This window comes from Bacillus sp. N5-665, assembly GCF_022637375.2.
In the GTDB taxonomy this organism is placed as follows: Bacteria; Bacillota; Bacilli; order Bacillales; family Bacillaceae_G; genus Bacillus_A; species Bacillus_A wiedmannii.
Genome location: NZ_CP093325.1, coordinates 4902574 through 4924175 on the forward strand (window position 1 = coordinate 4902574; position 21602 = coordinate 4924175).

Sequence of the window (21602 nt, forward strand, 5' to 3'; positions counted from 1 at the left end):
GTTAGTAACCTATATAATAAGAAGAATCCGTATAATACGAATAACCATATCCTTGGCTTCATCGTGCACCTGTTACCAATCCATGATATGGTTATCCCCGTTCCTATATAAAGGACAAATGTTTTGTCCCCCCTACACTGTTTATTAAACAGCAAATAGCAGGATAATAACGTAACAATATACTGTATGTAGGACAAATGCGGAAAGCATGGGGAAAATGTCTATATTTTGTAAAAAAAATAAAACACTTTATAATAAGAATGTCGGATTATACCTTTTATATAAGAAGTCTATATTTAAGAAAGATTAGAGGAATTTTATAGAAATGAAGAAGCCTATCGTTCAATTACTATTAATATTTACAATTATATCTATCGTTCTTTTCCTATTAAATACATCGTTTATTTCTTTATATACATTTGTCGGTGCCCTATGGTCTATTACAATCGTAGGAATTTCATTCGTTATTTTCATCGAAAATAGATCTCCTCAAAGCACCTTAGCGTGGTTTTTAGTATTAGCACTTCTTCCTGTTGTAGGTGTGCTTTTATACTCTATTTTCGGTCGTAGCCGTTGGAGAAGGAAAAAACATCTCCATCGTTCAGAAGAACAAAGAAAATTATTCCGTGAAATATTAGAAGGAAGACGACTAGAATTATCACTCACAGTCCCCTTACATGAACGTTCTGTACATTTAACAGAGGTCGTACAAAAATTTGGAGGCGGTCCTGCCGCAGATAGAACGACGACAAAACTTTTAACAAATGGAGATCAAACATTCTCAGAAATTTTGCAAGCTATCGAGCAAGCAAAACATCACATACATATTCAATACTATATTTATAAATCTGATGAGATTGGTACGAAAGTTCGAGATGCGTTAATAAAAAAAGCAAAATCTGGTGTTATTGTACGCTTTCTTTATGATGGACTCGGAAGTAATACGTTAAGAAGACGCTTTTTAAAACCTATGAAAGAAGCTGGTATTGAAATTGTAGAATTTGACCCTATTTTTTCAGCTTGGTTACTTGAAACTGTCAATTATCGTAACCATCGAAAAATCGTTATTGTAGATGGAGAAATCGGTTTTACTGGTGGACTCAACGTCGGTGATGAATATCTTGGCCGTTCAAAAAAATTTCCCGTTTGGCGTGATAGTCATTTAAAAATAGAAGGAAAAGCGTTATATAAATTACAAGCAATTTTTCTAGAAGATTGGCTCTATGCCTCTAGTGGATTGAATACTTATTCTTGGGATCAATTTATGAATAGACAATACTTCCCAGGTAAAGAAATTTCAAGTGCAGAAGGTGCTGTGCAAATTGTAGCCAGCGGGCCTAGCTCAGATGATAAAAGCATTCGCAATACATTATTAGCTGTTATGGGATCTGCAAAAAAATCGATTTGGATCGCTACACCTTACTTTATTCCAGATCAAGAAACTTTAACATTATTACGTTTAAGTGCAATATCTGGCATAGATGTACGCATTTTATATCCTGGTAAAAGTGATAGTATTATTAGTGATCAAGCATCTCAGTCCTACTTCACTCCGCTTTTAAAAGCTGGTGCTTCCATTTATAGTTATAAAGATGGTTTTATGCATGCAAAAATTGTACTCGTTGATGATAAAATCGCGACAATTGGAACGGCAAATATGGACGTACGCAGCTTTGAATTAAATTATGAACTTATTAGCGTACTATATGAATCAGAAACCGTTCATGATATTAAACATGATTTTGAAGACGACTTTAAGCATTCCACTGAAATTAAATGGAACGCATTCCAAAAAAGAAGTATCAAAAAACGAATATTAGAGTCTTTCATGCGACTCATTTCTCCTTTACTGTAAGCAATCAATGTAATATTGATTGCTTTTTCTTTTCCATTTCCCCTCTCTCCTTTTCTTTGCATACCATATTAAAACAAGTTATCATAAGATGTATTACTTTATGAAAATAATGTTAGGTGGGAAATACATGTTAGAACAATTTCATATACATGCTGATTTAAAACAACAGCTCTCAACCATTCACGAAAAAAATAAACAAGAAGCTGGTGAAAATGCACATTTAATTGGAAAGAAAATATATAAAGCATCTGATAACAGCATTATTGAAGATGCTATTACAGCGCTTCTTCTTGGCAAAAACATTCTATTAAAAGGACCGACTGGTAGTGGTAAAACAGTACTGGCTGAAACTCTTTCTTCTTTATTCCAAAAACCAATGCATAGCATTAACTGTTCTGTTGACCTAGATGTAGAAGGTATTTTAGGATACAACACACTACAAACGAAAGATGGCGCATCTGAAGTTACATTCGTTAACGGCCCTCTTATGAAAGCAATGAAGAACGGTCATTTCCTATATATTGATGAAATCAATATGGCAAAACCTGAAACGTTACCACTTCTTCACGGTGCATTAGATTACCGTAAAATGATTACTAATCCATTTACACAAGAAGTTGTATACGGTGATGACGAGTATCGTGTAATTGCAGCAATTAATGAAGGTTACGTTGGAACAAGTGAACTAAACGAAGCATTAAAAAACCGTTTCGTTATTATTGAAGTTCCATACATTCAAGGTGACACATTAAAAGAACTATTACTATCTGAATCAAAATTAAATGATGTTGCAACAATTGAAAAGTTCGTTGCATTTGCAAGCGACCTTATGCCTTTAGCTCGTGATGGACGTGTAAGTGAAGAAGCAGCAAGTATTCGTGGCATTATCGACGCATGTGATTTAGGTGTATATATCCCTGTTATGCGTGCAATTGAACGTAGTATTATCGCAAAATTAAACGATGAAACCGAACAAATGACTGTCCGTGAATTAGCAGAAAGTTATTTCTTTGAGGGATAATTCATGAGACAAATTTTTAGTGACAAAAAAATTGATGCGTCGCTGTTTCTACAAATGGAAAACTTAATGTATGCTCTTTTAAAAGAAGACGATGCCTACCTTGAGTATGGCTATAAAGCATACTACGACGAAATTGAAAAAAAGGTTGTCATTAGTCACTTTTGGGATGATCGAAAAGAAGAGGATACAGTAATCGGATTAAAAAGCGAAGTGTTTTTAAAAGCACTTGGTAATAAACATTACTCGGACATGACTTTAATTCGTTCTTATGCGATTGAATTACAAGAATCACCCTTAAAAAAGTTTTTAACACAATTATTTGTTCTATTAGAAGATTTACGTGTTGAGGAAATCGTAAAAAACTTACGCCCTGGCACAAAGCATGTTTTTAAAAGAAGAAAAGAAATGTATCGCAATTACTTTGGTTCACAAAATGAAATCAATCGTGTTCGTAACTATCACGGTGATCGTCTATTTTGTCTCTGCTATCTTTCATTAACGAGCGATAAATATGAAATGTTTAATAATGAATATTTCGAGCAAATTGAAGCAATTTTGCATGAAACATTCCAAGTTCGTAATACAGAAGACATTATGTATATCGTTGAAAAAATTCGCTATCGCTTAGAGGAACTTCTTGAAAGTGATATGCTTAATAATTATTTCGGACATGCTCCGCTTTATTTATCTGTCATTGCAGACGAAAAGAACTGTCGCGTCGAAGATTTAGCAAATGATGATACGCAGCTCATAGATGACGATGAAAATAAAAACAAAATGGATGAAAGTTTCTCCACATGGCATCGTGAAAATAAAAATAACGAAAACGAGAACTTTTTACGCTTTGAATTAGAAAGCGGAACAAAAACAAACATGATGGGCGATACTGCTCGTGAATCAGAAGATGGCGACCAAGCACTTGGTTCTGTACAAGGTACGTCTCAAAAGAGTACACAATCCAACTTTGATGGCGCTGATACAGAAGAAGCAAGAGCTTCACACGCTTCTAGCCAAAACGAGGGTGCATACGGTAAGTATAACGTTGGTGCTTCTCATATATTTAAAGAAGCTCGCAAATCAAATCCTGATGAAAAAAAGGATTACCAAGCTATCAAATCAGTCGTTAATAAAGATGTAAAAGAATTAAAGAAAATTATCGAAAAAACGATTGAAAATAAAACGAATGCAAATAGTGATAAATATTACGGAAGACTTCGTAAGAAGTTCCTTCGTATTTATACTGAAAAGCAGCCACGCATGTTTTATAAAAAAGGACAAGAATCACAAGAACTTGACGTTGCATTCCAACTACTAGTGGACTGCTCTGGTTCTATGTATAACAAAATGGAAGAAACGAAAAAGAGTGTGGTCCTATTCCATGAAGCGTTGAAATCTTTAAAAATCCCGCACGCTATTAGCGGATTTTGGGAAGATGCTTCTAGTGCTAAGCCTGAAGATAAGCCGAACGTTATCCATGAAGTTGTAACGTATAAAAACTCAACGTTACCAAACGTCGGTCCAGAAATTATGCAGCTTCGCGAAGAAGAAGATAACCGCGACGGATATATTATTCGTATCGTTTCTGAAAAGCTTGCAAAAAGACCAGAAAAACATAAATTCTTACTTGTCTTTACAGACGGTGAACCTTCTGCGCTAGACTATCAACAAGACGGTATTTTAGATACGCATGAAGCTGTCAAACTTGCTCGTAAAAGTGGTATGGAAGTAATCGGAATCTTCATCGAAGAAGGCGAAGCAAAAGAAGCAACTTATCAATTAATGAAGAACATTTACAATCATCACTTCTTAGTTGCAAATCACGCTGAAGATTTACGTCTGAAGATTAAACCACTATTGAAAAAGTTATTACTGAAGACGATTGAATAGAAAAACAGGAGCGTTTTCGCTCCTGTTTTTTTCTTTCAATCACTTTGTTTCTGGTTGAAACTTGTATGGAATGGCTACTTCTAATAATGCCTCGAATCCTCCATCGTAGAATGGGAATCTTTCATTTGCGATCGTTCGATCCACCCACTCTATTGCAGAAATTTCTTCTTCATCTTCCGCAACCAGTTCACCCTTTACTACATTTGCTCGGAATGTAAATAGTATCGCATGATTCCCTGATGCTTCAAAGAATTTTTCATTGATCGCAACAAGTCCACCTGCCACGGCAGTTAAACCTGTCTCTTCTTTTACTTCTCTTATTAGTGCTTCCTCTAATATTTCACCTTTTTCCACAGCCCCGCCTGGCAATGACCAAACGTTTTGTTCTACATTATGCACCATTAATATTTTATCTGTTTCTTCATCATGTATTAGTGCGTATACGACATCAACTCTTTGCATAAGACTTCTCTCCCTCAAAAATAAGGAAGAGCCAATTCCTAAGAATCGACCCTTCCTGTTAATTCATCACTAACTCAGCTATGAACTTTTTTTTTAACTTAGCCAACATGTCCGTTGTCATTTTGTCTAAATCGTATTCTGCTTTAAAGCCCCACTCGTTCATTGCTGCTGTTGCATCAATAGAGTTCGGCCAGCTATCAGCGATTGTTTGACGAGCAGGATCTACAGCGTAATCCATTGTAAACGTCGGGATGTGTTTACGAATGGATGCTGCGATTTGCTCTGGCTCAAAGCTCATCGCTGTAATATTAAATGCGTTTCTATGCACAAGTTTACTTGGATCAGCTTCCATTAATGAAATGATCGCTTGTAAAGCATCTGGCATGTACATCATATCCATGTATGTTCCTTCTGCAATGTATGAGGTGTATGTGCCTTTTTTAATCGCCTCATAATAAATTTCAACTGCATAGTCAGTTGTTCCGCCTCCTGGAGGAGCTACGTAAGAAATTAAACCTGGGAAACGTACACCGCGCGTATCAACGCCAAACTTTTGATGATAATAATCACATAGTAATTCTCCTGCTACTTTGTTTACCCCATACATCGTAGTAGGACGCTGAATTGTATCTTGTGGCGTATTATCTTTCGGCGTTGATGGACCGAATGCACCGATAGAACTTGGCGTGAAAAACTTACAGTTTAATTCACGAGCTGCTTCTAATGCATTTACAAGTCCGCCCATATTTAAATTCCAAGCAAATAACGGATTTTTTTCTGCTGTTGCTGAAAGTAAAGCTGCTAAATGAATAATTGTATCTACTTCATTACGCTTTGCAATATCATGTAGTTTTTGTCCATCTGTTACATCTAACGTTTCAAATGGACCAGACGTTACTACTTCACTATCTGTTTCACGAATATCTGTTGCAATAACATTTGATGCACCGTATACATCACGAAGTTTCATTACTAGTTCAGAACCAATTTGCCCTAAAGAACCGGTTACTAGAATTTTTTTCATTATCCCCACTCCTCATTTGCAAGCTATTCAAAAGATGTCGTTACTTAAATGATGCCCATTTCTTTCCCTACTTTTTCATACTTACGAATTGCTTCATCTAACATTTCTTTCGTATGAGCTGCTGTAGGCATATTACGAACGCGTCCTGTTCCTTTAGCTACAGTTGGGAACACGATAGATTTTGCATATACGCCTTCTTCATTTAGACGTTTACTAAATTCTTGTGTTAATACTTCGTCACCAATAATACAAGGTGTAATTGGCGTTTCACTTTCTCCGATGTTAAAGCCAAGTTCTTTTAACCCTTGTTTTAAATAGCGGCCATTTTCCCATAAACGATCATGTAACTCTGTGCTTTCCATTAAAATTTCAATTGATCGCATACATGCAGCTGCATCAGCTGGTGTTAATGCTGTAGAGAATAAGAATGGACGTGAACGAACTTTTAACCAGTCAATTAAGTTTTGTTTCCCTGCTACATATCCACCAATTACCCCAATTGCTTTTGATAATGTACCAATTTGGAAATCAACTTTATCAGATAGACCGAAGTGCTTTACAGTTCCTGCACCTTTTCCAAGTACACCTGAACCGTGTGCATCGTCTACATATGTCATTAAATCTAATTCTTCTGCAATCTCAACAATTTCTGGTAATTTTGCAACATCTCCATCCATTGAGAAGACACCATCTGTAATTACCATTAATTTATTGTAAAGACCTGATTCTTTCGCCGCGATTGCTTTTTGGCGTAAATCTTCCATATCAGAATGTTTATAAACAATAATTTTTGCTTTTGATAGACGACTACCATCAATAATAGAAGCATGGTTTAATTCGTCTGAAAGAATCGCATCATTTTTATCCATAACGGCTGAAATCGCTGCCATATTACAGTTAAATCCTGATTGATAAGCAATTGCTGCTTCTGTATGTTTAAACTTTGCAATTGTCTCTTCTAATTTAATATGCAAATCTAAAGTACCGTTAATTGTACGAACAGCTCCTGCTCCAACGCCGTACTTATGAATTGCACCAATTGCTGCTTCTTGCAAACGGCTATCTGTTGCTAATCCAAGATAGTTGTTTGAAGATAAGTTAATATATTCTTTTCCGCCAATTGTAATGATCGGTCCATTTGAACTCTCAAGCGGATCAATTACGTTATAAAGCCCCTTTGATTTTAAATCCTCTAAATTTTCTTCTAAAAATTTCGCAAGTGTTTTACTAGACATTGTGAAGCCTCCCATCGTTCATGTAAGCGAATTATTGTCTTAATAGTTCTAATAATCCCTCTACTAGCTTAACACGTTTTCAGAATTTATTATAGAAAAATAGCTTAAAGTAACCGCTTACATTTTTAGATTATATATGATTCATTACAAGAAATCTATCATTTACTTTTCATATTTACGAGCTGGCTCGTCGATGATTATTTTAAAACGGGAAAACGCGTTGAACCTTGGATTGATCAGGAGGTTATTAAATACCATCGTACAACAGAAGAGTATTTTACATTGTTACAACAAGCCGGGTTTACGATTACAAACATAAAAGAAGCCACACCAAATCAAACTTATTTTCAGAGTGAAGAAGAATATGAACGACGTTTACGAATTCCCCTCTTCCTCTTATTTTCTTGCCGCAAATAAAAAAGACGATGAATCCTCATCGCCTTTTTTATTTAACTCATTACTTGAGCAACCTCTTTACGTACACGTCTTCCTTTTCCATGCGGGATGCAAAGTGGTGTCCCAAATAACGGATCCGTACTGATTTGACATTCCATTCGGAATACATCACGTACTAGCTTCTCATCTACTACTTCTTCCGGCTTACCTTGTGCATATATTTGTTTATCTTGAATGGCTACAATATTATCTGCATAACGGCATGCTAAATTTAAATCGTGTAATACCATAACAATTGTTCTTTGTTCTGTTTCATTTAATTCGAATAATAAATCTAGCACTTCAATTTGGTGAGTCATATCTAAATATGTAGTAGGCTCATCCAGTAAAATAATATCTGTATCTTGTGCAAGCGTCATTGCAATCCAAGCACGTTGTCGTTGTCCACCGGAAAGAGCATGCACATCACGCTCAGCAAATTCTGTCATACCTGTTGCTGCGAGTGCTTTTTGTACCATTTCCTCATCTTTTTCTGACCATTGCTTCAGCCACGTTTGATATGGATAACGCCCTTGCTTTACAAGTTGCAATACTGTAAGCCCTTCTGGAGCTTGCGGTCCTTGCGGTAAAATTGCCATTTGACGAGCGATTTGCTTCGTTTGCATACTTTGAATGGCTTGATTATCTAGCAAAATGTCACCAGTTGTTGGCTTTAATAATCTAGCTAGTGAACGTAATAAAGTTGATTTTCCACAACCGTTAGAACCGATAAAGATTGTAATTTCGCCTTTTGGAATTTCTAAATTCAACTCATCAATAATAATTGCTTCACCATAAGACAGCGTCAAACGTTTCGTCTCCAATGCTTTTTGCATATTCATCTCCCTTTATGAATTCCGACTTTTATAAAGTAAATAAATAAAATAAGGTGCACCAATTGCTGATGTAAATACCCCTGCTGGAATTTCAAGTGGTGTGAAAACTGTACGCCCGATTAAATCTGCAGCAAGTACTAAAATTGCACCAACAATAGCCGCAACTGGGAGTAATGCACCGTATAAAGAACCAACTAGTCTTCGTGAAATATGAGGTGCCATTAAACCGACAAACCCAATTCCTCCGGCGAAGGCAACTGCGCCACCAATTAAAGCTGTACTCAGTAATAACATGAATACGCGTGACTTCGTTAAAGGAACACCAAGTCCTACCGCAATATCATCCCCTAGCTCTTGCGCATTTAAATGCCTAGCAGCTATAAATGATATTACCGTTAAAATGAGAACCCACGGCGCAAGCACCATAACGTTTTGCCATGAAGAACCGTAAACAGTACCTGTAATCCATACATTCGCTTGACTCGCTTGATAAATTGGCGCTAACAACATAAACAAAGTCGTTGCCGCTTTCGTTAATGCCCAAAAACCAACACCAATTAAAACAAGACTAATCGGTGATAATCCGTCATTTCTCCATGCAAATAAATATACAAAAAGCGCTACAATCGTTGCCCCAGCGAAGGCTGCTAACGGCATATAATGAATGCTTACGGTTAGCGCATTATTTTTATCACTAAATATAGCTAAAAATAATACAACTGCAACACTTGCACCACCTGTAATCCCAATGATATCAGGAGAAGCCAGTGGATTTCGAACGAGACCCTGTAAAATACATCCTGCTACTGCAAGTGCGATTCCTACAAGGATGGCAATTAAAATACGCGGCATACGAAACTTATTTACAACCATATTAGACATCGCATCGCCATTTCCAGTGATTGCTTGCCATACATCATAAGGAGCAATTTTCATGTCTCCCATACCTGCACTCGCAAAAAATAATCCTATTAAAACAACTAGTAAACTGAATAAGACGAGACAAGCTCGTTTATACATTAAAAACGAGAGCCCGCCTTTTCCTATACGAAACGGAATATACTTCTTCATTTGCTAAGCCCTCTCTTACGTGCAATATAAATAAAGAATGGTGCCCCGATAAATGCTGTCATAACCCCTACCGGTACTTCTTGTGGCATAATGACATATCTTGCTGCTATATCAGCTAAGATTAATAGTATTGCACCTAACAACCCGCTATACGGTACTCTCCACCTGTGATCTACTCCAACAAGAAATCTGGCAAAATGCGGAGTAATAATACCAATAAATCCAATCGGACCAGCGACTGCAACTGAACCACCAGACAACAGGACAATAATAAGTAACACGAATGATTTCATTAAAATTGTTCGTTGTCCAAGCCCCTTCGCGACGTCTTCCCCCATCATCAATGTATTTACTTTCCCTGCCATCATAATAGATGCGATCCAGCCTATTAATAAATATGGGAATACAGATTGTAAAATTTCTAACTTTCTTCCTTGCACAGATCCGGCAAGCCAAAATAATACTTCTTCAAGCGCCTTTTCATTTAACACAAGTAATCCTTGTGTTAATGATGAAAATAACGCACTAATTGCGACCCCTGCTAATGTTAACTTAAGAGGCGTTGTCCCTTCTTTTCCTAAAGAACTAGAAGCGAATACAAGGATTGCAGCAACTGCTGCCCCTAAAAAGGCAATCCAAGTAAAAGCTGACAATGATGTAACAGAAAAAACCACAATTGCTACAACTATGAAAAACGCAGCGCCTGAATTTAATCCAATAAAATCTGGAGAAGCAAGTGGATTCTTCGTTAAAGTTTGCATAAGACAACCAGCAATGGCTAAACTAGCACCAACACTAGCTGCAATTAGTGCCCTTGGTAGACGCACATTTTGAATAATAATATGTTCATTGGAACCATTAAAATGGAAAAAAGCATCTAACGCTAATTTCCAACTCGTATTTGTATATCCGAAAATAATACTTCCCCAAATACAAATAATGACTGCAATGATTCCAACAAATAACCCAATCCATTTTGCTTGATTTGTTTTTAATAACATGCAGCGTTTCCCCTTCAATGTATAATGATACGTTGTAAGTGTATTTCAACTTAATTCTCATTGTCAACGATAATGAGAACTATTTTCATTGATATGTATTGACAATCAAAAGATAAAAGCTTAATATCATGCTTGCTATTGAAAAAACTTCTCAGTATGTAGGGGGTACATAATGAAATTCGTGCAAAAGAAATCGTTTACAGTATTTGTATTTTTACTAGCCTTTTCACTACTTTTAAGTGCTTGTGGAAAATCAAATACGAAAGAAGAATCAAAAGAAGATACGAAAAAAGAAATGATTACTGTGGAACATGCAATGGGTAAAACAGAAGTTCCCGCTAGTCCAAAACGTGTAGTTATTTTAACAAATGAAGGCACTGAAGCTTTACTCGAGTTAGGTGTAAAACCAGTTGGGGCTGTGAAATCTTGGACTGGTGATCCATGGTATCCACATATTAAAGATAAAATGAAAGATGTAAAGGTTGTTGGTGATGAAGGGCAAGTGAACGTGGAAACAATCGCTTCCTTAAAACCAGACTTAATTATCGGTAACAAAATGCGTCACGAAAAAGTGTACGAGCAACTAAAGGCAATTGCACCTACTGTGTTCTCTGAAACGCTACGTGGTGAATGGAAAGATAACTTCAAATTTTATGCAAAAGCATTAAATAAAGAAAAAGAAGGTCAAAAGGTTTTAGCTGATTACAATAAACGTATGAAAGATTTAAAAACTAAACTAGGCGATAAAGTAAATCAAGAAATCTCTATGGTTCGCTTTATGCCTGGTGATGTTCGTATTTATCACGGTGATACATTCTCTGGTGTTATTTTAAAAGAACTTGGATTTAAACGTCCTGGAGATCAAAATAAAGATGACTTTGCAGAGCGTAACGTATCTAAAGAACGTATTTCAGCAATGGACGGCGATGTATTATTCTACTTCACATTCGATAAAGGAAACGAGAAAAAAGGTTCTGAATTAGAAAAAGAATATATCAATGATCCTCTATTTAAAAATTTAAATGCAGTGAAAAACGGTAAAGCATACAAAGTTGACGACGTTATTTGGAATACAGCCGGTGGTGTAATGGCTGCTAACCTACTATTAGATGATATCGAAAAACGCTTTGTTAAATAATATTTCCCTAACCAGCTCCCTTCTATGGAGCTGGTTATTTTTTGATTCACTTAAATGTCACATTATTTCATTTTGTATTTTTATTCCCAATATGTTATATTATAAAAGTAAATAGAATATATTTTCTCTATATCAGAATAAATATTTTAATCTAAATTTTCTGATTAATCACTATTTTATTTTCTTTTAGAATTCAATTATTACATTTGAAAACGCTTATTATCTAGTTTTCAGGGAAAAATACAGTAACGGTTGAAGAAAAATAGATTTTTTTAGAAATTTTCTTTCTATTTCCATATAATTCTATTGACTTCTAAATATTTTGTGAATTAAAATAATTACATAAATATCCGTTATACAGGATTAGGGGGAAACAAACATGGATGCAGCTTTAAAATTAGACAAAGCTGGAGAGCAACAATCACCAAAAAAACATCCACCAGGATTATATTTGTTGTTCTTTACAGAGGCATGGGAAAGATTTAGTTATTACGGAATGCGTGGCTTATTAGTTCTTTATTTAACAACGAGCTTAGTAAGCGGCGGTTTAGGATTTGATAAAGCAGTTGCTGTACAAATATACGGTATTTTCACAATGTTAGTATACTTCACACCAATTATCGGTGGTTGGTTAACTGACCATTTCATTACGAAGCGACACGCCATTACTATTGGTGGTATCATCATGGCAATTGGTAACTTTGTACTATTTTCAATGAATACGAAAACTGGACTATTTTTAGGATTAGGATTATTAGTTATCGGTAACGGATTCTTCAAACCAAATATTTCGACTTTACTAGGTCAATTATATAGCGACAACGATTCTCGTCGTGATAGTGCTTTCACTATCTTCTACATGGGAATTAACTTAGGAGCTCTTATCGCTCCATTCATTTGCGGTTACTTCACAGATTACAAATATGGATTCTTAACAGCTTGTATCGGTATGATCATTGGACAGGTTGCTTTTAATTTCTTAGCACCTCGTTACTTAGGAACAATTGGTACAACTGTTGTAGGTAAAAAGTCTAAAGAAAAAACTGCAAAAGTAATTGAGAAAAAACCTTTAACATCACAAGAGAAAAAACGTACAGCTGCAATTTTAATTTTAACTTGTTTCGTTGTATTCTTCTGGGCAGGCTTTGAACAAGCTGGTAGTTCTTTAACACTTTACACAGATAAGTTCGTAGATCGTACAATTGGTGGATTTACAATTCCAACACCTTGGTTCCAATCTGTAAACCCACTATTCATTATCTTACTAGCATTACCTGTTTCAGCTTTATGGATTAAGCTTTCAAAAACAAAAAATGGTGATTTAAAAATCCCAACAAAAATGGCACTAGGTATGATTTTACTAGGTATTGGATACTTAGTTCTAACTTTAGCTGTTTTAAAAACTGGTAGTGATGAAGGTAACATTACAATGAAGGCAAACTTACTATTCATTGTATTCACTTACATGTTCCACACAATCGGTGAATTATTCTTATCACCAATCGGATTATCTATGGTTAGTGCAATCGCTCCTGTTAAATTAGCTTCTTTATTAATGGGTGTATGGTTAGCTGGTACTGGATGTGCAAACTTCTTAGCAGGACAATTAGCTGCTTTCACTCAATCTTTAGGATATTTAGAAGTATTCGCAAGCATCGGTGTTATCGTAATCGTACTAGGATTAGTACTTCTTATGTTCTCTAAGAAAATTGCACATATGATGGAATAATAAAAAAGACGCTTCTAAAATTAGAAGCGTCTTTTCTATTAATTCTCCTCTAAAGCCGTCACGTTCACGTGAACGCTTTCTCCAGGATTAGATACATCATACACTTGAGCAACTCCACTCTGCTCGTCACAGCTCTCAATCCATACTGGTACGCCCTCATATGTAACGTCAATTCTACTTGAAGAAGATAAGATTTGTTTCACACGTTTTACATCCATACTACTATTCCTCCTTTTCCTTACTACACTCCTTTCTATCTTTTCTTTTCCCTTTAGAATATATTCCATATAACAACATGTTAATTGATAGCCTTTTCTTCCTTACATGCTAACATTTACTCTCATATCACCTTTCTGACAAATAAAAAAAGACGTATATCCCACACGTCTTTTTCCATAATATTCAAATTTTAAGAAAATAATGTTTTTACAACTTCACTTACTTTATCATTATGAATTTGATAATACACTTCTAGCCCTCGTCTTTCAAAGCGCACTACTTTATTTTGTTTTAATTTCGTTAAATGTTGTGAAACCGTTGATTGTGGAATTTCTAATACTTCCTGTAATTGTGTTACGTTACAAGTTCCACGTTGCATTAGTTCCATTACTAGACGTAGACGCAACGGGTGCGCTAACGCTCTTAACATTTGTACATCTTCTTCTGAAATACGACATTCGAATTGATTTTGGCTCATAAAGTTCCCCTCATTTTCGTTTTTATTTTCTTTTTATTTATTTATATATCTGTTCTTATATTTCCTGTTACGACATAACTTTATCAACCTATAAAGCTGAAAAATTTTTCCACCTTTATCAGGAAAGAATTCAGGAAAAATTCCTTGCTGATTTTGAATATTATACTATATGATATAATGAAAAAGCAAAAGTAAGGGCTATGAATACTTTGCTTACAAACGTTGTTTTATCAGGCTTTTTGTTATATTTTCACCTCACTGCAACGTACAGTAATGATATTGTAAAATACCGTCTATAATTGATAACCTTTCGTAACGTATTTGGGTTATATTTAACCTCTTTGTTATGCTAAAAGGAATTTTCAGTAAAAAGAGATACTTTAACATTAAAAATTAACTTATTTCTTTTTAAATTCGTATTCAATAGCTTGAACTGTGATGAAATACTTCCTATTAAATGCATTTGCTTTCTCTACCTTACTAGATCAACTCGGGCGAGCATGTTACCACCTATCAAAGCTTAAGTATTCCAACACCCTATATACTTGATGTAAAGACGTCATCTAACATATAAGATTAATGATATACGAACAAATAAAACAATATAGAAATAACTTCAAAAAGCAAACTCAAATCTATTGGCGTTTGCTTTTTGTCCACTTTATGAACAAAGTATTTCTTTTAACACTATTATGGAATAATTATACTTTTTTACGTTGACAATAGTGTTGAAGGAGAATATACTAAGCATGTAAGTTGATTGTGAATCATTTCACAAATAATGTGAATTTCTTCACATAAAATAGATAGGAGTTGTCATTATTATGAGTACTTGGACACAAATTTATGACCCATTAAACAATATTTGGTTATCTGCACTAATCGCAGCACTTCCAATTTTTTGCTTCATCATTTGTTTAATGGGACTGAAAATGAAAAGTTACATGGCTGGTCTTTACAGTGTGATTGTCGCTATTATTCTTGCTATATTCGTTTATAAAATGCCAGCAACTGTAGCTGTAGCATCTGCCGGATTCGGTGTTTTATCTGGATTTTATCCAATTTGTACTATCGTTATCGCAGCAATTTTCCTTTACAAATTAACTGTTAAAACAGAGCAATTCAACATTATTCGTGATAGTATTTCAAGCATTACAAATGATCAACGTTTACAAGTATTATTAATTGCTTATTCTTTCGGTGCTTTCTTAGAAGGCGCAGCTGGTCTAGGGGTTCCAGTTGCTATTACAGCTGCATTACTTGTAGGTATGGGCTTTAATCCATTAAAAGCAGCAGGTATTTGTTTAGTAGCTAACATCGCTGGTGGTGCTATGGGTGCCATGGGTATCCCAGTTACAGTACCAGCACAATTAACTGAGCTAGACGCATTAACTATCGGTCGTCAAACTGTTCTTATTTTACCATTCATTAGTATTGTTTTACCTTTCTTACTTGTTTCAATGGTTGATGGAATTAAAGGTATTAAAGAAACTTGGCAAGGTATTCTTGTAAGTGGTTTTTCTTTCGCTATTACTCAGTTCCTTGTGACTTACTTCTTAGGTGCAGAACTTACTAATATTTTCGCAGCCGTTGTAAGTATGGTTTCTCTAGCATTATTCTTACGTGTTTGGCAACCAAAATCTTCTTCTACAGAAGAAAAACAAGAAAAACAAGAATCTCATACATTCAATCAAATTTTATATGCTTGGTCTCCATTCGTATTCTTAACTGCATTCGTAACAATCTTTAATTTAAAACCAATTAAAGCTTTATTTGCTCCGGATGGCGCACTAGCAAACTTAGTATTTAACATTCAGTTCCCTGGTCTTCATAATGCTGTTATGAAAACTACACCAATTACAAAAGCTGATACACCTTTCGCAGCTGTTTTCAAGTTTGATGTATTCTCATCTACAACTACTGCAATCGTATTAGCAATTATTGTTTCACTTATCGTTTACCGCGTAAAAGGTAAAATGGTTAAAGAATTAATAGTAGAAACAATGAAAGAACTAAAAGCTCCAGTATATACAATCTGTAGCGTTATCGCTTTAGCTTACGTAGAGAACTACTCTGGTATGTCATCTACACTTGGACTGGCATTCTCTTCTACTGGTAATGCATTCCCAGTTCTTTCTCCAATCTTAGGATGGATTGGCGTATTCATTACAGGTTCAGTAGTATCAAGTGGTTCATTATTCGCACCGCTTCAAGCAGTAACTGCAGATCAATTAAATATCGTTCCTTCTACTCTTGTTGCATTAAACGTAGTAGGTGGTACAATGGCAAAAATGGTTTCACCACAATCTGTAGCCGTTGCTTGTGCAGCAGTTGGACTAGTTGGTAAAGAATCTGCCCTATTTAAAACAGCAATGAAATACAGTTTAATCTTCTTAGCTATCATTAGCTTACTTCAATTAAACGCTGTATTTAATATCTTTTAAAAAAAAAACACTGATCCAAATGGATCGGTGTTTTTTTCATATTACATCTTCTTATTCTTTAATAAAGAAGCACCAGCAATTTCAGGATGTGTCATTTCGAACGGATCTAGAATAATATCCAATTCTTCTTCTGTCAGTACACCATGTTCTAAACATAGCTCCCTAACAGATTTTCCTGTTTCAATTGCTTCACGTGCAATACGAGATGCTGCTTCATAACCAATATGAGGGTTAACTGCTGTAATAATTCCAACACTTTTCTCTACATATTGCTTCAGCAATTCTTCATTTGCTGTAATTCCTTTAATACAATATTCACGGAATACACGGAATCCGTTATTCATAATACTGATAGACTGAATTAAATTAAATACGAGTACAGGCTCCATTACGTTTAACTCTAATTGGCCTGCTTCTGATGCTAAGCAAATTGTATGATCATTACCAATTACTTGGAAAGCAACTTGATTAATTACTTCTGCCATAACAGGATTTACTTTACCTGGCATAATAGATGAACCTGGTTGACGAGCTGGTAATTGAATTTCTGCCAATCCAACACGTGGACCAGATGCCATAATACGAAGGTCATTCGCAATTTTAGACATATTCATCATACATACTTTTAATGCCGCAGATACTTCTGTGTATGCATCTGTGTTTTGCGTTGCATCAACTAAATGCTCTGCACCAACAAGTGGGAAGCCGCTAAATATTCGCAAGTGTTTAACCACTTGTTCAATGTACGTAGGGTTTGCATTTAATCCCGTACCAACAGCTGTCGCCCCCATGTTCACTTCATATAAATGTTGGCGAGACTGTTTAATTCTTTTTATATCACGCTCAAGCACTCGGCTATACGCTTCAAATTCTTGTCCAAGACGAATCGGAACAGCATCTTGTAAATGTGTACGCCCCATTTTAATGACGTGATCGAACTCTTTTGCTTTTTCACGGAAAGCAGCATGAAGTTCTTCCATTGTAATAAGAAGTTCTTCTAACATCATAAGAGTTGCAATATGAATTCCCGTTGGAAACGCATCATTCGTTGATTGAGCCATGTTCACATGCGTGTTTGGGCTAATTTTCACATACTCGCCTTTTTCATATCCCATACGTTCTAAAGCTCGATTAGCGATTACTTCATTTGTATTCATATTAATAGAAGTTCCAGCACCGCCCTGGATTGGGTCCACGATAAATTGATCATGGAATTTTCCATCAACAATTTCTTGCGCTGCTTCTGCAATTTCATATCCAATGTCTTTAGCTAAGTAACCAGTATCCATATTTGCAAGTGCCGCCGCTTTTTTCACAATTGCCATTGCCGTAATGAGTGACGGATGAATGCGATATCCTGTAATCGGGAAGTTTTCTACAGCACGTAATGTTTGTACCCCATAATAAGCTACACTCGGTACTTCCTTTTCACCTAAAAAATCTTTCTCTATACGTATATCCTTCGTTGCTATCATTTTCATCACCTATACTTTTCATTCTAAATCCTTATCTAAAAAATTCGCCTCTAAAAACACGAGTATCATTTAGAAGAATTTTTCAGTATCCACCTTCACTATATAGCACCTTTTTTGAAAGCGCAAACATTTATTTTTCTATATATATCTTTTATAAAAATTTATAGAAAATCATTCTTCTACCTTCTTTATTTCCACTCGTTTAATTTGATGCATATCCTTTTCAAGAACTTTAAAAGAAAAGCCGTGTTCTTCAATACTATCTCCTTCAGCAACGATTTGCTTTTGTACCATAATCCAGCCACCAATTGTATCTACATCATCAGCGATTAAGTGTAGGCCAAATAAATCATTTACTTCACTAATAAGCACTTTTCCCTCTACGATTTTACACCCTTCACTTATATGCTCTATAGGCGGGTGTTCATCTTCATCGTATTCATCTCGGATTTCTCCAACAATTTCTTCTAAAATATCTTCTAGTGTAACGATCCCCGCTGTACCACCATATTCATCATATAATACAGCTAATGGAATTCGTTTTCTTTGCATTTGTAATAGCAAATCATGAATGGGAATATTTTCTAACACTTCAATAACTGGTCTTGTATATGGCGTAATCGAGCACTCCTCGTCTCGATTACCATCCATATAACGAATAAATAAATCCTTTACATTAACCATCCCAATAATCTCATCTTTATCTTCACCAAATACGGGATATCTCGTGTACTTTTCTTGTGCGATTATTTTAATATGTGTTTCAAATGGTTCGTCCTCATATAAACCTACAACTTCCGTACGAGGTACCATAATTTCCTTTGCGACTCTATTATCGAATTCAAAAATATTATTTACATATTTAAATTCCCTTTGATTAATCTCTCCGCTCTCATAACTCTCGGATAAGATTAATCGTAATTCTTCCTCCGAATGAGCAACTTCATGTTCAGAAGCCGGATGTAATCCGAATAACCCTGTCACAAGCCTTGCAGAACCATTTAACGCCCAAATAAACGGATACATTACTCGGTAAAAGTAAATAATTGGCTTCGATAATAATAAGCTAACTTGCTCTGCCCTTTGTATAGCGAGCGTCTTCGGAGCAAGTTCACCAATGACAACATGTAAAAACGTGATAACTGCAAAGGCAATAATAAATGAAACTGTACTTGCAATTGCAGGAGATAGGTGTAGTTTTAAAAACAACGGCTCGAGTATATGTTTTATAGTAGGCTCTCCTAACCACCCAAGCCCTAAAGCAGTAATTGTAATACCTAACTGACATGCTGATAAATACTCATCTAAATTCGAAGTTACTTTTTTAGCTGCCAATGCTCCTCGTCGTTTCTCACTAACGAGTTGATCAATACGACTGCTACGTACCTTAATAATTGCAAACTCAACAGCTACAAAAAATGCTGTTAACGCAATAAGGATGGCTACCATCAATAATTTTAAAATATCCACATATGTCCTTTAGCTTTCTTAGCTAAAGTTACACCTCCTTTAAAAAAGAAGTTTCACTTTAGTTTCTTCATTTATTTGAAAGCAACCCTATATAAAATTCACCAATTTCAAGCCTCATACAATTCTAAAGGCAAGCCATCAGGATCTTGGAAAAAGACAAATTTTTTATCCGTAATTTCATCCATACGTATCGCTTCAGTCTCCACACCGCATTGTTTTAAATGGTTTACAGCTTCTTCTATATTTGTAACAGCAAATGCTAAATGTCTAAGTCCAGCTGCTTCTGGAAAACTTGGGCGCTCAGGTGGACTAGGAAATGAAAATAATTCAATTTGATACTCTTCCCCTACACATAAATCTAACTTATAAGAATCTCGTTCTTTTCTATATACTTCATTTATCGCTTTAAAACCTAATATCCGAGTATAAAAATCCTTTGACAGTTCATAATTCGAACAAATAATTGCAACGTGGTGCACTCTACATATATTCATGCTCTCTCTATTCCTTTCTTTACCAAAGATGCATATTCTCCCTTGAAATGAAAAACATATATAGCAGAATATCTCTTTTAGGGGGCTTACTATGAAATTTATTACTTTTTTCGTGGGACTTATCGTTGTTTTCTTCCTTGCTTATATTGCTAGCAACAATAAGAAACATATTAAATTTAAACCAATTTTCATCATGCTTATTATACAGTTGATTTTAACCTATTTATTATTAAATACAGAAATCGGCCTCATACTTATTCGGGTCATTTCCAGTCTGTTTACAAAGCTACTCGAGTATGCTGCTGATGGTATAAACTTTGTATTTGGTGGTCTTGCCAATAAAGGTGAAATGTCATTTTTCCTTACTGTATTATTACCAATTGTCTTCATTTCCGTCTTAATTGGTATACTACAACATTTCAAAATACTACCATTTTTTATTCATTGGATCGGTTACTTCCTTAGCAAAATAAATGGTCTTGGGAAATTAGAATCTTACAACGCTATCGCTTCTGCCATTGTCGGCCAATCAGAAGTTTTTATTACAGTTAAAAAGCAATTAGCTCAAATTCCAAAACATCGTCTTTATACACTTTGTGCTTCTGCCATGTCAACCGTATCTATGTCTATCGTAGGTGCCTATATGACAATGATCGAGCCTAAATATGTAGTAACCGCACTCGTTCTCAATTTATTTAGTGGTTTTATTATCGTACTCATCATCAATCCTTATGACGTTAAAGATGACGAAGATATTTTAGAAATAAAAGGCGAAAAGCAAAGCTTTTTTGAAATGCTTGGAGAATACATTCTAGATGGCTTTCGCGTAGCTATTGTTGTCGGCGCTATGCTCATCGGATTCGTCGCATTAATTAGCTGCATTAATGACCTATTCCTCATTATATTCGGCATTACTTTCCAGCAATTAATCGGCTACGTATTTGCGCCTGTTGCATTCCTTATCGGTGTACCAAGTTCTGAAATTGTCACAGCTGGTAGCATTATGGCAACGAAGCTTGTAACGAATGAATTTGTAGCAATGATGGACCTTAGTAAAATTTCTAATAGCCTTTCTCCCCGTACAGTGGGGATCATTTCTGTTTTTCTCGTTTCTTTTGCCAACTTTTCTTCTATCGGCATTATTTCAGGTGCAGTAAAAGGATTAAACGAAGAACAAGGAAACGTCGTTGCCAGATTTGGCCTTAAATTACTATATGGAGCTACCCTCGTTAGCATTTTATCTGCAATTATCGTAAGCATTATGTTGTAATTAGGTAAAATTTTATCATTTTCTTATCCCTATCTTTTGTATACAATAACGAATAGAT

The 21602-nt window shown here is 35.4% G+C and carries 18 protein-coding genes and 1 pseudogene; 8 read left to right on the plus strand and 11 right to left on the minus strand.

Annotated features, from left to right (window positions below; all coding sequences use genetic code 11):
- The first annotated feature begins 325 nt into the window (after nucleotides 1–325).
- From MNO09_RS27815 to MNO09_RS27825, 3 genes are all read left to right on the plus strand, one after another.
- Entirely contained in the window at nucleotides 326–1855 is a 1530-nt protein-coding gene (locus MNO09_RS27815; RefSeq protein ID WP_000743019.1) for a cardiolipin synthase, read from the plus strand.
- Between the two features lie 127 nt (nucleotides 1856–1982).
- A complete protein-coding gene (locus tag MNO09_RS27820; RefSeq protein WP_000892965.1) occupies nucleotides 1983–2876 on the plus strand; it encodes an ATP-binding protein in 894 nt (297 codons plus the stop codon).
- A 3-nt stretch (nucleotides 2877–2879) separates the two neighbouring features.
- Nucleotides 2880–4763: a vWA domain-containing protein gene (locus MNO09_RS27825; protein WP_088106823.1), complete on the plus strand. Its 1884-nt coding sequence runs from the start codon at nucleotides 2880–2882 to the stop codon at nucleotides 4761–4763.
- Nucleotides 4764–4802: 39 nt separating this feature from the next.
- Here the strand turns inward: MNO09_RS27825 and MNO09_RS27830 are convergent, their stop codons facing one another.
- Genes MNO09_RS27830 through MNO09_RS27840 form a run of 3 tightly spaced genes read right to left on the minus strand, consistent with a single transcriptional unit; the run spans nucleotide 4803 to nucleotide 7484 of the window.
- A complete protein-coding gene (locus MNO09_RS27830) occupies nucleotides 4803–5225 on the minus strand; it encodes an NUDIX hydrolase (RefSeq protein ID WP_001189946.1) in 423 nt (140 codons plus the stop codon).
- A 58-nt stretch (nucleotides 5226–5283) separates the two neighbouring features.
- Complete coding sequence (locus MNO09_RS27835) at nucleotides 5284–6249, minus strand: L-threonine 3-dehydrogenase (RefSeq protein WP_000723142.1); 966 nt, start codon at nucleotides 6247–6249, stop codon at nucleotides 5284–5286.
- Nucleotides 6250–6293: 44 nt separating this feature from the next.
- Complete coding sequence (locus tag MNO09_RS27840; RefSeq protein ID WP_000095906.1) at nucleotides 6294–7484, minus strand: glycine C-acetyltransferase; 1191 nt, start codon at nucleotides 7482–7484, stop codon at nucleotides 6294–6296.
- Nucleotides 7485–7661: 177 nt separating this feature from the next.
- On the opposite strand from MNO09_RS27840, the pseudogene MNO09_RS27845 reads away from it, so the two are divergent.
- Nucleotides 7662–7901: pseudogene (locus MNO09_RS27845) on the plus strand (SAM-dependent methyltransferase); the annotation flags it as partial.
- Nucleotides 7902–7933: 32 nt separating this feature from the next.
- On the opposite strand, the gene fpuD reads toward MNO09_RS27845, so the two are convergent.
- The 3 genes from fpuD to MNO09_RS27860 are packed head-to-tail and all read right to left on the minus strand — an operon-like array spanning nucleotide 7934 to nucleotide 10827.
- Entirely contained in the window at nucleotides 7934–8755 is an 822-nt protein-coding gene (fpuD, locus tag MNO09_RS27850; RefSeq protein WP_001167945.1) for a petrobactin ABC transporter ATP-binding protein FpuD, read from the minus strand.
- A 12-nt stretch (nucleotides 8756–8767) separates the two neighbouring features.
- Nucleotides 8768–9826, minus strand: a complete 1059-nt coding sequence (locus MNO09_RS27855; protein WP_000760065.1) for a FecCD family ABC transporter permease — start codon at nucleotides 9824–9826, stop codon at nucleotides 8768–8770.
- The gene (locus MNO09_RS27860; protein ID WP_000925204.1) at nucleotides 9823–10827 is read right to left on the minus strand and encodes a FecCD family ABC transporter permease; all 1005 of its coding nucleotides are present in this window, start codon (nucleotides 10825–10827) and stop codon (nucleotides 9823–9825) included. The genes MNO09_RS27855 and MNO09_RS27860 overlap by 4 nt, the downstream gene beginning before the upstream one ends.
- Before the next feature lie 172 nt (nucleotides 10828–10999).
- Between MNO09_RS27860 and MNO09_RS27865 the strand changes: the two genes are divergently transcribed.
- Both MNO09_RS27865 and MNO09_RS27870 read left to right on the plus strand, forming a co-directional pair.
- Entirely contained in the window at nucleotides 11000–11965 is a 966-nt protein-coding gene (locus MNO09_RS27865; RefSeq protein WP_241950076.1) for an ABC transporter substrate-binding protein, read from the plus strand.
- Between the two features lie 379 nt (nucleotides 11966–12344).
- Entirely contained in the window at nucleotides 12345–13694 is a 1350-nt protein-coding gene (locus tag MNO09_RS27870) for a peptide MFS transporter (protein WP_000338304.1), read from the plus strand.
- Between the two features lie 38 nt (nucleotides 13695–13732).
- Here MNO09_RS27870 and MNO09_RS27875 read toward each other — a convergent pair whose 3' ends face one another.
- A complete protein-coding gene (locus MNO09_RS27875; RefSeq protein ID WP_000382684.1) occupies nucleotides 13733–13912 on the minus strand; it encodes an acid-soluble spore protein H in 180 nt (59 codons plus the stop codon).
- 191 nt (nucleotides 13913–14103) lie between these two features.
- On the minus strand, nucleotides 14104–14391 hold the full coding sequence (locus MNO09_RS27880) for an ArsR/SmtB family transcription factor (RefSeq protein WP_000081429.1): 288 nt from the start codon (nucleotides 14389–14391) through the stop codon (nucleotides 14104–14106).
- A gap of 824 nt (nucleotides 14392–15215) precedes the next feature.
- Here MNO09_RS27880 and MNO09_RS27885 point away from each other — a divergent pair.
- Nucleotides 15216–16835, plus strand: a complete 1620-nt coding sequence (locus MNO09_RS27885; protein ID WP_000109124.1) for an L-lactate permease — start codon at nucleotides 15216–15218, stop codon at nucleotides 16833–16835.
- 41 nt (nucleotides 16836–16876) lie between these two features.
- Here MNO09_RS27885 and aspA read toward each other — a convergent pair whose 3' ends face one another.
- The 3 genes from aspA to gloA2 form a co-directional block, all read right to left on the minus strand.
- On the minus strand, nucleotides 16877–18310 hold the full coding sequence (aspA, locus tag MNO09_RS27890) for an aspartate ammonia-lyase (RefSeq protein WP_000562166.1): 1434 nt from the start codon (nucleotides 18308–18310) through the stop codon (nucleotides 16877–16879).
- A 171-nt stretch (nucleotides 18311–18481) separates the two neighbouring features.
- Nucleotides 18482–19780, minus strand: a complete 1299-nt coding sequence (locus MNO09_RS27895) for a hemolysin family protein (protein ID WP_000353288.1) — start codon at nucleotides 19778–19780, stop codon at nucleotides 18482–18484.
- Between the two features lie 107 nt (nucleotides 19781–19887).
- Nucleotides 19888–20274: an SMU1112c/YaeR family gloxylase I-like metalloprotein gene (gloA2, locus tag MNO09_RS27900; protein WP_001017670.1), complete on the minus strand. Its 387-nt coding sequence runs from the start codon at nucleotides 20272–20274 to the stop codon at nucleotides 19888–19890.
- Between the two features lie 91 nt (nucleotides 20275–20365).
- On the opposite strand from gloA2, the gene MNO09_RS27905 reads away from it, so the two are divergent.
- Nucleotides 20366–21544 carry a NupC/NupG family nucleoside CNT transporter gene (locus MNO09_RS27905; protein ID WP_000668857.1) on the plus strand — a complete coding sequence of 393 codons (1179 nt, stop codon included), beginning with the start codon at nucleotides 20366–20368 and terminating at the stop codon, nucleotides 21542–21544.
- Nucleotides 21545–21602 lie beyond the last annotated feature (58 nt).

Coding starts and splice junctions, on each gene's coding strand:
- MNO09_RS27825 (WP_088106823.1), top strand. CDS start 2,880: ATGAGACAAATTTTTAGTGACAAAAAAATTGATGCGTCGCTGTTTCTA.
- aspA (WP_000562166.1), bottom strand. CDS start 18,310: ATGATAGCAACGAAGGATATACGTATAGAGAAAGATTTTTTAGGTGAA.
- MNO09_RS27860 (WP_000925204.1), bottom strand. CDS start 10,827: ATGTTATTAAAAACAAATCAAGCAAAATGGATTGGGTTATTTGTTGGA.
- MNO09_RS27855 (WP_000760065.1), bottom strand. CDS start 9,826: ATGAAGAAGTATATTCCGTTTCGTATAGGAAAAGGCGGGCTCTCGTTT.
- MNO09_RS27830 (WP_001189946.1), bottom strand. CDS start 5,225: ATGCAAAGAGTTGATGTCGTATACGCACTAATACATGATGAAGAAACA.
- MNO09_RS27885 (WP_000109124.1), top strand. CDS start 15,216: ATGAGTACTTGGACACAAATTTATGACCCATTAAACAATATTTGGTTA.
- MNO09_RS27840 (WP_000095906.1), bottom strand. CDS start 7,484: ATGTCTAGTAAAACACTTGCGAAATTTTTAGAAGAAAATTTAGAGGAT.
- MNO09_RS27905 (WP_000668857.1), top strand. CDS start 20,366: ATGAAATTTATTACTTTTTTCGTGGGACTTATCGTTGTTTTCTTCCTT.
- fpuD (WP_001167945.1), bottom strand. CDS start 8,755: ATGCAAAAAGCATTGGAGACGAAACGTTTGACGCTGTCTTATGGTGAA.
- MNO09_RS27815 (WP_000743019.1), top strand. CDS start 326: ATGAAGAAGCCTATCGTTCAATTACTATTAATATTTACAATTATATCT.
- gloA2 (WP_001017670.1), bottom strand. CDS start 20,274: ATGAATATATGTAGAGTGCACCACGTTGCAATTATTTGTTCGAATTAT.
- MNO09_RS27820 (WP_000892965.1), top strand. CDS start 1,983: ATGTTAGAACAATTTCATATACATGCTGATTTAAAACAACAGCTCTCA.
- MNO09_RS27880 (WP_000081429.1), bottom strand. CDS start 14,391: ATGAGCCAAAATCAATTCGAATGTCGTATTTCAGAAGAAGATGTACAA.
- MNO09_RS27875 (WP_000382684.1), bottom strand. CDS start 13,912: ATGGATGTAAAACGTGTGAAACAAATCTTATCTTCTTCAAGTAGAATT.
- MNO09_RS27870 (WP_000338304.1), top strand. CDS start 12,345: ATGGATGCAGCTTTAAAATTAGACAAAGCTGGAGAGCAACAATCACCA.
- MNO09_RS27865 (WP_241950076.1), top strand. CDS start 11,000: ATGAAATTCGTGCAAAAGAAATCGTTTACAGTATTTGTATTTTTACTA.
- MNO09_RS27835 (WP_000723142.1), bottom strand. CDS start 6,249: ATGAAAAAAATTCTAGTAACCGGTTCTTTAGGGCAAATTGGTTCTGAA.